The organism is Phocaeicola sp. GP0067, assembly GCF_031119655.1.
In the GTDB taxonomy this organism is placed as follows: Bacteria; Bacteroidota; Bacteroidia; order Bacteroidales; family Bacteroidaceae; genus Phocaeicola; species Phocaeicola vulgatus.
On record NZ_JAVHZY010000002.1, the window covers coordinates 87,327 to 100,987 of the forward strand.

At 45.8% G+C, this 13,661-nt stretch carries 7 protein-coding genes; 2 read left to right on the forward strand and 5 right to left on the reverse strand.

What is annotated here, in order from left to right:
* Positions 1–79 precede the first annotated feature (79 nt).
* The 4 genes from RE317_RS02160 to RE317_RS02175 form a co-directional block, all read right to left on the reverse strand.
* Positions 80–4,045: a family 78 glycoside hydrolase catalytic domain gene (locus tag RE317_RS02160; protein WP_016270208.1), complete on the reverse strand. Its 3,966-nt coding sequence runs from the start codon at positions 4,043–4,045 to the stop codon at positions 80–82.
* Positions 4,046–4,059: 14 nt separating this feature from the next.
* Complete coding sequence (locus tag RE317_RS02165) at positions 4,060–5,529, reverse strand: glycoside hydrolase family 140 protein (protein ID WP_005848147.1); 1,470 nt, start codon at positions 5,527–5,529, stop codon at positions 4,060–4,062.
* Positions 5,530–5,679: 150 nt separating this feature from the next.
* On the reverse strand, positions 5,680–6,879 hold the full coding sequence (locus tag RE317_RS02170) for a glycoside hydrolase family 105 protein (protein ID WP_117695999.1): 1,200 nt from the start codon (positions 6,877–6,879) through the stop codon (positions 5,680–5,682).
* A 48-nt stretch (positions 6,880–6,927) separates the two neighbouring features.
* The gene (locus RE317_RS02175; RefSeq protein WP_303266136.1) at positions 6,928–9,372 is read right to left on the reverse strand and encodes a glycoside hydrolase family 95 protein; all 2,445 of its coding nucleotides are present in this window, start codon (positions 9,370–9,372) and stop codon (positions 6,928–6,930) included.
* A gap of 165 nt (positions 9,373–9,537) precedes the next feature.
* On the opposite strand from RE317_RS02175, the gene eno reads away from it, so the two are divergent.
* Entirely contained in the window at positions 9,538–10,833 is a 1,296-nt protein-coding gene (gene eno / locus RE317_RS02180; protein WP_005844757.1) for a phosphopyruvate hydratase, read from the forward strand.
* 85 nt (positions 10,834–10,918) lie between these two features.
* On the opposite strand, the gene RE317_RS02185 is transcribed toward eno, so the two are convergent.
* Positions 10,919–12,505, reverse strand: coding sequence for an ATP-binding protein (locus RE317_RS02185; protein ID WP_008669994.1), 1,587 nt, complete (start codon positions 12,503–12,505; stop codon positions 10,919–10,921).
* An 888-nt stretch (positions 12,506–13,393) separates the two neighbouring features.
* Here RE317_RS02185 and RE317_RS02190 point away from each other — a divergent pair.
* On the forward strand, positions 13,394–13,645 hold the full coding sequence (locus RE317_RS02190) for a hypothetical protein (protein ID WP_237473384.1): 252 nt from the start codon (positions 13,394–13,396) through the stop codon (positions 13,643–13,645).
* Positions 13,646–13,661: the final 16 nt, after the last annotated feature.

A 13,661-nucleotide genomic window follows, 5' to 3' on the forward strand; every position in this document is an offset into this window, starting at 1 on the left:
CTGATTTTTATTTCAGACACCCGTTTTTTTCAAATTCTCCAATACTCTCTATCAAAGAATTCCTTTATCCACAATTGTATTATTTCAGTTTGCTCAAATCCAACTCTTTATAAGCCACACGCTGACGGCGCCAGGTATATACGGCATGCAGTTTGCCATCCTTGCCCTGAATGATGGACGGATAAGAATACTGGCTGATGGGGCTGTCTTCCAATGTCATTACATTCTTCCAGTGAATGCCATCATCCGAAACCGCCACACACAACGGTGTACGCGGCCCTTTCGGAGTACCCGGCAATGTGCTGAAATCATTATAAATCAATACATGGCGGCCATCTTTCATGGTTACGGCATCCGTGCCCGAATTATTATTGGGAACATCAAGCAAAGTGACTTTGCTCCATGTTTCACCGTTGTCACTGCTCCATGAAGTGGCAATCTGTGCGTTACGTGTACGGCAAAGTACCTGCAAACGCCCATCCTTATGACGCAAAATGCTGGGCTGGATAGCATAAATAGGCTTCTCGCCTTCTCCTTTTATGGCTTCACCGCCTTCCTGATCGTCTACATTGGCTGCATTTTCCTTACGCAAAGCTGTAGGCACACTCATTTCCGCCTCTACAGGACCTACCATCTTCCAAGTCTTTCCTTTATCATCCGAAATTTCAAAATGGATACGCCATCCTCCATCGCCTTCCGTACTGGAAGGACAAATGATACGGCCATCCACATACTCCGGCTTATTTTTAATAGGACCTAAGAAACCTTTGGGCAACGGTTCACGTTGGCTCCAAGTTTTTCCACCATCTTTAGAACGTACCAGCCAACCACTCCAATCGGCTACTTTCAATCCTATTTTATAGAACAGGATCAGATCTCCGCCGGGGATCTGGAAAAGCACAGGATTCCAACAAGCCTTGCGGCGTGCCCGGGACTTGTCCCCTTTAAACGTAGAAGCCACGGGGCCGGCATCCGCCGGAGTGGATTCTGCCGTAATGCCTGCCAAGACAGCCTGCGGATCATCCAGACTAAACACCCCGTCGGCAGCCAGATAAGGTGCACTCCATTCCGTCGCGCCCTTCGGCTTGCGACATACCCAGATACAACAATCCGGATTACGCTCTTTAGTGCCTCCAAAGAAAGAGGCTACCAGGTCTCCGTTCTTCAATTCCACAATAGTAGCGCCGTGGCATTCGGGAAAAGAAGCTTGTTCGTATAGGAACTGATCTTCCACGATACCTGCACGGTTTTTACCTGAAGAAGGGTCCATGCTAACCGAAAAATGATAGTTCCCCGAAGGAACACTCCATACGGTAGAGTTGCCTTCCCGACGTACAAAGGTAACGTCCTTGTCTTTTACCGCCTTCTCGTCCAACGTTGGAAGATAAACCAATGCAGTGGTATTACAGGGAACCGTGATATCCCATTCCAAATGCGTAAGGGTCTTCTTCCAGTTACTAATCATCTTGCCATATAAAGTGTTGTGCGAAGCCTTGACATGACTCAACTCCTGGATGGAAAAATCAGGTTTAAGGATGATTTGTTTGTAAGCGGGCTGTGCCGGATTAAATCCGGCTAAATCACGGAAATACCAAGTCAATAGATCACCCAATATCATCACATGGTTACAACTGTTCATCCAACGATTGGCGGTATCACCGTTCCACAGTTCCCAAATGGCAGTAGCTCCCTTTTCTATCATATAGCCATAACTGGGATAAGTCTTGTTGCTTGCCAACAGGAAAGCAACATCGCCACGCCCCATACGGGTAAGCTCACGCATCATCCAGTTCATACCTATCACCCCACTGCTGATATGACCTTTATTCCGGGTGATAATGCCTGTTATTACATTTTTCTCCACTTCTTCCCTATAGGCCTCAGGAACCATATCGAAAGCCAGCGGCAGGATATTGGCTGTCACCGTATTGTTACCATAGAATATGCTGTCGGGATAAAGAACATGCGGCGTTTGTACCGGAGAAGTTCCCTTCTTAACCGTAAGGAAACGGGCGTTGAAGCAGTCTTTGATTTTTGCTGCATCCTTCTCGAATCCTTTCGCCTCATCTTCCAAACCTTGCAAACGGGCGAACTTGGCCAGCATTTGCGACACCTTATAATAGTAGGCTGTAGCAATCAGTGCTCCATCCGTCTTGCGGGCAGGGTCCTGACTGTGAATCAGCTCCGGTGATTCGGGAGGCATACACCAGTCACCGTATTTATCGGCGTTAATCACTCCATCCTCTGTGGTGAACTCACTGCGTATATGGTGCATCCATTTCTTGATAGCGGCATAATTCTTACGAATAGGTTCGATGTTGCCGAACTGTTCATAAACCATATCACAGATTACCGGGAATGTGGACGACCATGTCATTTCCGATGTATAATAATTGTAATAAGCCGGACAAATATCAGGAATACAACCGTCTTCACGCTGCGCTTCACGGATATCATCCGCCCATTTGGCATAGGTGTTTCCATTGTTGAACATGAAACTTTCCCCCCACGTTCCCATAGCATGGTCGCCAAGCCAGGGCTGGCGCTCGTCACGCTGCGGACAATCCAAAGGCACTCCTTTATAATTACTGGAAATTCCCCACCAGGCATTCCGATAAACCCGGTTCATGATATCATTGGAACACTCGAAAGTACCGTTATCTTCCAAGTCATCATATACTACTTCAGCAACCAAATCTTCCGCTTTCAGATTTTTATAACCTGTCACTTCTACATATTGGAATCCATGATAAGAAAAACGAGAACTCCAGGAGGTGTTGTTTTCTTTACCGTTGCAGATATAATAATCCGTACTCTGGCTATGGCGGAGATTTTCCACATCCAGTTCCGTACCGTCGTTCTTTACCCGTTCGGCATAACGTATGCAAATCGTATCTCCCGCAGCGGCTTTCGCTATGTTAATACGCACCCATCCTGCCATATTCTGACCGAAATCAATCATATAACGGTCACCATATTGCTTGAAGACAGCCGGCTTCAGCGTTTTCATCACTTTCATGTTGGGAGCGGTATTGCCGCGGAGTGTACCGTACGGCAATGAAACACGTTGCGCCTTCAGCCATTTGGAATCATCATAACCGGGCTGTGTCCAGTTTCCCAATTCCATACGGGCATCGTAAATCTCACCATCGTATTCATTATTGCTACGTATAGGCCCTTGAGCCGTCAAACGCCATTTCTCATCACTGTTGATGCGCTGGATACTGCCGTCGGTATATTCTATAATCAGATTCAGACGCAACTTGGGGTAACCAAAAGTAGGAATCTTATAAGGTTTGTAATTTTGACGCATAGTGTAGAAACGTCCGTTGCCCAGGGTCACTCCGATGGCATTGTCGGCATTTCCTCCGGCAACCTGTTTGGTGACATCAAAAGAATTGTAAAGCACAGTACGACGATAATCACTTGGAGCCGGCGCCAATACCTGATCACCTATCCGCTGGCCGTTAATGAACAGTTCGTACATACCCAAACCGCACAAATGAAGGGTAGCATACTTTATCTCCTTGGCTTGCGTTTTAAATTCCGTGCGTAAATAACGAGAGCTCAAACGGCTGTGTGAATCTTCCCGGTCCCATGCAAACGCAGCGTCCCAACCTATCCATCGTCCTTTCCAATGAATCTCACCTAAAGGTCCCATCCCCCATCGGGCAGGCTCGCTCCATTCTGTCTCACCGCGATTGGTATAGCTTCTCACTTTCCAGTAAACACGCTGATTGCTTTTCAAACGCTTCCCTTGATAGGGAATCCATACGGACGCATCGGATTCCACTTTTCCGGAATCCCACAAATCTCCTTTATCCTGTGCTAAAAGTTCAGGAGAAGACGCAACCAAGATCCGGTAGGCGGTCTGCATCACATTTCTTTGAGAAGATTCCAACCGCCAGCTCATACGGGGAGCAGCAGTATCCAACCCCATGGGATCTACCATCTGCTCGGTACGCAGGCCGGTAACCGAAACATCCGCTGCCTTCAACCACAACGGAAGTGCCAGAAGAATGATTAATAATACTTGTTTTTTCATGATATGCATATTTCTTACTTATTCCATTTCTGTATGGCATCCGGCAAGGCTGTCCAAGCTTTCTGCACATAATCCTTCGCAGAATCCACAACAATCAGAACCTGGTCATTACCGCTCAGATAACCGCTATCATGCTGGAAAGAAGTGACTTTACTGTCAAACTCACCGATATATTCCAACTTACCGTCCTTCGCGCTATACCACCATGCATTCTTTTTCGCACCGCTGATTTTGCTCAAATCGATCTGCATAGGACGTCCTGAGTAATTGTAAACCAGCAAATAGTCATTTCCACGGGTAGCGATGGCACGGTCATAGCGTTCGCCGTTAGTTCCTGCAATGACACTCTGATCAGGCACACGTTCAAAGAAAGGAAAAGTCAGCATCAAGTTCTTCAGATATTTCATCTGATTGAAACCGGGGTCTTCCAAAGCATCCCACCATGCTTTCTTACGTCCGTCGGCACCGAAAGAGGCTCCATATCCGGGACGGATAAATTGCATGATATCATTATGACCGTATGAGTGCCCGAATGATCCGGCAAATACCGACCAATAGGCATAACGACGCACATCGTGCTGATTCCAACGGGTTTCATTGGGATCATGCAGCCCCTGTGGAATGTCTTCATAAATAGGTTCGTCATCAATCACCGGTTTCAACGGAGTCTTTGCCTGACTGGCTTCCACAAAACGCCAGTTATCCTCTTCCGTATTCTCTTCGATAGGATAGTCACCATCACCGTTACGCTGTCCGTAACGACGGTGTCCGCTTTGGAACATATTGAAATCCAGCCATTCGCGGTCATTAAACCAAGTAGCCGACGTGGTACGTCCACGCGGATGGAAAGTCATCAGATGACCTTTGTCTATGCTGCGGATACTGTTTGCCAAGGCATCCCATACCTCCGTCTTATTATCACCGCGGATATCCCCTCCTATCATCCAAATAATATTCGGCTCATCCTTGTAACGTTCTGCAAGAAACTTACCGTATGCCACGGCTTCTTTTTCATTCATCAGCCCTTGTTCCACGGGAGTTCCCCAAATACATACCATCCCTATATAGATGCCCCGTGAAGCGGCACTTTTAATAATATAGTCCATGTGGTCCCAATATCCATAAATCCCTTTGCGGTTGATATCTTTGAAATTAAAACCGTCTGTCATGGAATACTGGCCGTAAATATTCATGGAAGGCACACCGTTCAATACCTGCACCTGCACCATGTTATATCCAGCATCCTTGCACTTATTCAGATAGTAAGAAACCTCGTCACGATTCAAGCGTTGCGGCATCAGCCATCCGGTTTCACCCAACCAGAAGAAAGGTACTCCATTTTCATGCTTCAGGTAGCGTCCCTCCTCGGACACCACCAGTTTGCCGTTCTTCCAGGGAATATACGTTTTCGCTTTCTGCGCCGGCAACGAAGTAGAGCAACATAGCAATAAAGCCAATAAGGAAAGTAATGCGTGTCTGTTCATCATTGTATTTTCAAATTCGTTTATTAATTAATTGACAATCTCCAAACAAGAGCTTTTATCAAAACAACAAGGTGTTTAAAAAAGGTCCTGATGTTTACGGAAAAGATGAAGACCTTTTTGACAAATGTCCTCATCTTTTTCAGATTATTCCTACTGCTTCATTTTCTCATATTCAATAGCTGCCAAAATAAAGGAACCTACTGATTTCGGATCGTTCTCTATCACCGGCTCACCGATGTAATAAGCAAAACTTCCATCCCGGTTTCCTTTACCGCCTAATCCTGCAACAGCACAACAGTTGGTAATAGTGTATGAACCATCAGGCTCTTCTTTAATGAATTGTTTTATCAAACCGTTGAATCCACGCTCTGCGGCCGCTTTATACTCCACAGGAATATATCCTTTGTTTACAGCCTTACACAGAAAATATACAAAAAGCGATGAAGCGGAAGATTCCAGATAATTTCCTTTACGGTTATTCTGGTCAGTCACCTGCCACCATACCCCTGTTTCAAGCTCCTGGTATTTTACAATGTCTTCGGCCAACGTATTTATAATCGTCATAATGCTGTCGCGTCCTTCGAACTGCACCGGCATATAGTCCAATACATCCACCACGGCAGCGGCATACCAGCCTATACTGCGGCTCCAGAAGTTGGGTGAGCACCCGGTTTCCTTATTTGCCCAATTTTGTGTCTTGCTCTCATCCCAGCCATGATAGAACAAACCGGTTTTAGGATCATACGTTTTACGGGCAATCAGCTTTATTTGATTCACAATATCGGCATTGACCGTAGTATCCTTGAATACGTTACCATATTGAGCCAGATAAGGAGAAGCCATGAATATACCATCCAGCCACATCTGGTGCGGATATATCAGTTTGTGCCAGAAACCGCCTTCACTGGTACGGGGCTGTTCGGCCAGTTGTTTGCGAAGAGTATCCATCGCCACCTTATAACGCCCGTCTCCCGTCTTTTCATAAAAATCGAATAAAATCTTTCCGGCATTGATATTATCAATATTAAAAGAAAGATATTTCATGGTCTTTATCTTACCGTCGGTGTCTATCAGACTGTCTGCATATATTTTTGCATAATTATAATAGGCAGTGTCACCGGTATGTTTCCATTCCTCCAACATGGATTTCACCACCAGTCCGTGCGTATAGCCCCAACGAGGCTTTTTCGCTTTTTCTATCATCCAAGGCTCAGGGAAACGTTGCATTTCCGACTGAGCCATACGTTCGCTCCATTTGATTTCTTCGGTCTGTTTAGGAGTGGCAGTACATGCACACATTCCACCTGCCAGCAACAATGAGCAAATAATGTTTAATCCTGTTCTTTTCATATTTCTTCTTTTTACTATTTTTCATCCTTACAATCAATGCAAGAATCATCACTTACCTAAGAATATATACTCTTCACCTGCTTTGGTTTCCAGATCATAAAGATAAGTTTTTTTCAACTCAACTTTATTCAATTTCGCTTCTTTATTTATAATCGGCTGTAAGATTTCGGGTATGGCATACAATTTATTCGGATTCTCTCCTTTCGCCTTTCTCAGCCCTTTGCCTGCCAGCGGATTTAAAGAACGCAAACGACAGTTTCCCCCATTACGGGATTTCACCACCAACCGGCTCACTTTACCATTCTTCCAACTCAAATCCAATTCAAAACCTCCACGGGCTATAATCCCGTTCACGCTTCCCTCTTTCCATTGCGCCGGCAATGCGGGAAGTAAATAAATAAAACCATCGTGGCTCTGCATCAGCATTTCTACGATACCCGCCGTACAACCAAAATTACCGTCAATCTGAAAAGGTGGATGGGCATCAAACAAATTAGGATAAGTTCCTCCTTTTTTCTTCTCGTTACGTACGAGAGTCAACTGATCGGTTATCAGTTTATAAGCATGGTCACCATCCAACAGACGGGCCCACAAACATACCTTCCATCCCATACTCCATCCGGTAGACGGATCGCCACGATGAATCAGCGAAGTACGTGCCGCATCAAACAATTCGGGAGTACGGTAAGGAGAAATCTGATTACTGGGGAACAAACCATAAAGGTGTGACACATGACGGTGCACATCCTGCGGATTGTCCCAATCCATCATCCATTCCTGCAATTGCCCCCAACGTCCTATCTGCATGGGCGCCATTTCCTTTAAACGCTGTTCCAAACGGGTGGCAAATTCAGCATCCGTACCCAACAGACGGGCGGTCGTGATTATCTGATTCCACAAATCGAATATCAGCTGGTTATCCAAAGTACACCCGGCAGCCGTAGTCGCTTTCCCGTTACTGCCTGCATGAGTATTCTCCGGAGAATTGCTCGGACATACCACCAACCAGTTATGCAACGGTTCCTTCACCATGATTTCATCAAAAAACTTACCGGCTTCTTTCATGATAGGGTAAGCCGAGCGGAGAAATTCCATATCGCCTGTATAAAGATAACGTTCCCACAAATGACGGCACAGCCAGGCTCCACCCGTAGGCCATAATCCCGACGGAGCCTTGTCTATAGCTCCGGTAACACGCCATATATCCGTATTGTGATGCAATACCCAGCCATCCGCCCCATACATAATCTTGGCCGACTCACGCCCTGTTTCACTCACTTCACGGATCAGTTGTATCAAAGGCTCGTGCAATTCGCTGAGATTCGTCACTTCGGCCGGCCAATAGTTCATTTCAACATTGATATTACATGTATATTTACTATCCCAGGAAAGAAATAATTTATCATTCCAAATGCCTTGCAAATTAGCAGGCTGCCCACCCGGCTGTGAAGAACAAATCAACAGATAGCGGCCGAAACGGAAATAAGTGGCCACCAGAAAATCATCCTTCGTTTCCTTGAAATTCTGTACACGCATATCAGTGGTTACCCCTGCATATTTGTCTATGCCTAAATCCAAAGAGACACGGTCCATATATTGCTTGAAAAAATCGACGTGTGCCTTACGTGATGTCATATAATCTTTACTTACAGCCCGGCGCAGATAGTTCTTCGCACGCTCCACTTGGTTACCTGTTATATCCTTGTAATTAGTAAAGTTGGTAGCAATGGAAATATAAATCACAGCCTCGTCCGCCCCTTCTATACTCAAGACTCCGTCACGACAAGATCGGGTTCCTCCCTGAGTACGTGCAGTCATACGTCCCTGAAATTCAACCTTCCCTTTGAGTCCTTCATGCCAGGAAGATACGCCCGAAAGGGTAACCTCCTCCCCTTCCGTCGCAACCATCACATCCTGATGCGGAGTAGTAAGATTGGCGTTACAAGTAATCTTTCCGGGTTGGCTGGCAGTAAGACGCACCATAACTACCTGATCGGCAAACGACGTCAGTGTTTCACGCTGATAAGTCACCCCGTCCACCTTATAACGCACGATGGTACGAGCTGAATCCAGGCTCAGTTCCCTATAGTAATCGGAATAACGTGTATGCCCCGGAAAAGAAATATGCAGATCGCCAAACGATTGATAGGGCATACCGCTATTGGTCTTCGCCATTACTTTCTCGGTAGCCAACGTTTGTGCTTCAAGATATTTTCCCTCGAACACCAACCGGCGCACTTTGGGAATATATTCCAACGCATCGGGATTAGCATTATTATTGGGACGTCCTGCCCAAATAGTTTCTTCGTTCAACTGGATATGCTCCACACCGGGATTGCCGAATACCATCGCTCCCAACCGCCCGTTACCCAGCGGAAGCGCTTCAGTCCAAACCTGAGCGGGTTCGTCATACCACAGTTTATATTCCTGTGCGGCAGCCTGCAAGTAAGAACTTGCCCATAACAGCCCCCCCACTATCCATTTTATTTTCATATTGATCTCTAGCTTTTATTAAAGGGAGACGAAAAAAGAAGACGGATGTACTCTGTGGAAAGAAATAAAAAAGTAAATATCATGAAAAAACTTTCCCTGGCACCTCAACAAATCCGGCTTCTCTATTGTTATTAAAATAAAACCATCTTATAAAATTAGAATTATATGAAAATAGCAGAGATTAAAGGAAGAGAGATTTTGGATTCACGTGGTAACCCCACTGTGGAAGTGGATGTGATATTGGAATCAGGGATTATGGGCCGTGCCTCTGTCCCATCGGGTGCGTCAACCGGTGAACATGAGGCATTGGAGCTACGTGACGGTGACAAGACCCGTTACGGGGGCAAAGGCGTATTAAAAGCTGTAGAAAATATAAATACCCTTATCGCTCCGGCATTGAAAGGAATGGACTCTATGGACCAACGTGGCATTGACAAAGCCATGCTTGATCTGGATGGAACCCCAACTAAATCAAAACTGGGCGCAAATGCTATTTTGGGCGTATCCCTGGCTGTGGCAAAAGCTGCCGCCAACTATCTGGATATCCCTCTTTACAGATACATCGGCGGAACAAATACCTATGTCATGCCCGTCCCGATGATGAACATCATTAACGGAGGCTCGCATAGCGACGCTCCTATCGCTTTTCAAGAATTCATGATTCGTCCTGTCGGCGCAAAGACATTCCGTGAGGCCTTACGGATGGGCGCAGAAGTATTCCATGCTTTGAAAGAGGTGCTGAAAAAACGCGGACTAAGCACAGCCGTAGGAGATGAAGGCGGTTTTGCCCCTGCACTGGATGGCACTGAAGATGCTTTGAATTGTATCCTTGCCGCTATTGAAGCTGCCGGATATGAACCGTTTAAACATATCACCATCGGTCTGGATTGTGCTTCTTCCGAATTTTATCATGACGGCATCTATGACTATACCAAGTTTGAAGGCCCCAAAGGGGAAAAGCGCAGTGCCGCCGAACAGGTTGCCTATCTGGAAAAATTGAGTTGGGACTACCCCATTGATTCGATAGAGGATGGTATGGCAGAAAACGACTGGGAAGGATGGCGCATGCTGACCGAGCGTCTGGGCAACCGTTGCCAGCTGGTAGGTGATGACTTGTTCGTTACCAATGTGAAGTTCCTGGAAAAAGGAATCAGTGAAGGTTGTGCAAACTCTATCCTGGTAAAAGTAAACCAGATCGGTTCGCTGACTGAAACTCTGGATGCTATCGAAATGGCCCAACGTAACGGCTACACCACTGTGACCAGCCACCGCTCCGGTGAAACGGAAGATGCTACCATTGCAGATATCGCCGTAGCCACCAATAGCGGACAGATTAAAACCGGTTCACTGAGCCGTAGCGACCGTATGGCAAAATACAACCAGTTGCTCCGCATTGAAGAAGAATTGGGTAACCGTGCCGTATATGGATATAAAAAAATAGCACGCAATTTTAAAGCGTAAGCGGTTTATATCCCCAATTCCATAAATGAAGACTGCCTCAAGAGGGATCGTGATGATTCCGGCTTGAGGCATTACTTTTGCACTATTATTTAATCTCAACTGGGCTACAAGTTTTTTCCTCCCATTCCTCCACCGTCATGGTTTCCGATGAAAAACTGACACCAATAGCCGTGACTTTGCGCGTGTCTGTCTGATAAGGTGTAGCATATCCTTTGTCCTCTATCTGCTGCAAGGCTTCAGCAGCCGTACCATCCAGTTTAAACTCAAATATATATACATAATCCTTTGTCTCCAATACACAGTCCACTCTTCCTCTTGACTGAGTTTTCTCCACATGCAACTGGCAATATACCCCAAGCAAACGGAGAATCAGATAGAAAGTATATTGAAAATGTTTTTCTGTCGCTTCAACCGTCTTTATCGAGCCATGAGAATCATAAGGTATATCCGCAAGGAAAGAAGTTAAAGCTGAACAAAAAGCCGTAGTTTCCCCTTCCTCAAGTAAAATGACGGCATCTACAATCCAGTTGGAAACTTCAAACTCTTGGGGTTTGAAATAATTGGCTGCCACCATGGTCAGAAATCCCTTTTTCACCTCATTATTTGGAAAGTCCAACAGGTAACGGTTTCTCCGGGAGTCGTATTCCTTGATCGTCAGATAGCCGCTTTGATAAATCATAGGCAGCGGTTTTTCCACATCGGCCTTATAATCGACAAACATCGAAGGATCATAGTAACGCCCAGTCAATTCATCCATCTGCTCGTGGTTATGCCGCAGAAGTTTGATCAAATAAGTAGGAGTACCTGATGCAAACCAATAGTCGCGGATATCGTTCATATCAAAAGCATTGAGCAGGCTGAAAGGATTATAGACACCAAGCAAGCCGCTGCCAAAATGATAGCCATCGTATTGCATTTTGAGTACGTCTTTCATTTCCTCCACTGTATAATTGAACTTTTCAGCCAAATTTGCAATAGGTTCTGCAAAATAATGTTCCAATTCCACCTGAGTCACACCACACAATGCTTCATAATGATTATCCATACTTATATCTTTAGGCTGGTTGAACCCGCTGAACACACTGACTTGCGAAAATTTTGTCACTCCCGTAAGCAACACAAACCTCAAGTATTCATCAGCCCCTTTGAAGGTGGAATAGAAAGCTTTCAAGATTTCGCGGTTGGCATCTTCCAGAGGAGTATCCAATGCATCGAGAATAGGCTTGTCATATTCATCTACCAGCACCACGGCACGACGCCCCGTTTGCTGATAGGCTAGAGAAAGTATTTGTTCGAACCGCTTCCCCATAGGAACCTCACGGGGAGTTTCTCCGTAGATTTTCTCCCAGTTGGCAAGATAATATTCTATGGTAGCTTCCAAGTTTCCTTTTTCCGTAAAGTTAACACCGTTGAAATCTATCTTGAACACAGGATACTGATGCCAGTCTTTCTCCAACTTCGCTATCATCAAGCCGTCAAAAAGTTCCTTGCGCCCCTTGAAATAGGCATCCAACGTGCTTACCAACAAGCTCTTCCCAAAACGACGGGGACGGCTAAGAAAACAAGTTTTGGTCGTCGTTACCAAACGATAAACCAAATCGGTCTTATCCACATAGACCCAATTACCTTCTATTATTTGATCAAAACTCTGTATGCCAATGGGATATTTCATCATTCTCTTTTTCTTAAATGGATTGTTAATGCGAAGATAACGACTTCTCTTCGCATTAACAATAAAAGTGGGAAAACAAATTCATTTCAAGTGAATTTTAAAGACAAGTCCTCCTGAGAAATATTTTCCGTTATTCAGTTCCGCCGATTCTTACAAGGCAGGGACAGTGGGGACAGCAGGGACAGCCCCTTTTTTTCTCACACACGTGCGCGCGATATAATAAGGTGGAAAATGAGTTCCCCAATGACACCAACGAGGAAGAACAACTCACCGAAGGCTCCGAACCTTATTTCCCCCTGCCTGCCTTTCCACAGGATGACATATGGCCGGAGCTGCTAGAGAAAATCATCTCTTACAGTAAAAAAACCAAATAACACAACACACTGCTCCTGGGAGGCCCCCTGCATGCAGACCTTCGTATACGCACCGAGGTGAAAAAGGCGATGAAAACCTACCACCAGGAAAAGGCGGCCCAAACGGTTCACCAAGCAAGGGGTCCGATGAGTGTGGACGGTAGGGGGAACGTATCACAAGAGCTGACCCCGGCTTTATACGCGCGCACGTGTGTGTGAGAAAAAAAGGGGCTGTCCCCACTGTCCCCGTGTCCCCGTCGCCAGTTGCAACTAGTCTGCCTCCACTTGGAGAGCCATGATTCCCCCCGCAATCCGCCAAGGGGTCAAAAGGGGTCGGAAAGGGTCACGCCGCACGGACGTAAAGTTATCTTTGCAGTGTCAGAAGGAACCAGCCGCACCCCGGCACAAGATTACAAAAATCCTGGTACAAGATTCCGCGGATCTTGTACCAAGTTTCACCGGACGCCGCAGCAGTGTGCGCCTTGTTCCTTCCTGACACTTTTCTGATAATAACAACCCTTTAAAAACAAAAACGATGATCAATTATCACAACATTGTCTTCCCGTTCCTCCACCGTCATGGTTGCCGACAAGAGGCTGATTCCAACTTCCGTGACTTTGCGCGTACCAACCAAATAAAGAGTAGCATCCGTCAAAGTCGTTCTCTTCGCATTAACAATAAAAGTTGGAAAACAAATTCATTTCAAGTGAATTTTGTCATGAATGCCCATGTTGTCGGCTATCAAGTAGAGGTCGTGTCAAAACGTTGGCACAACCTCATATACTAACGTGAAATCATACAAG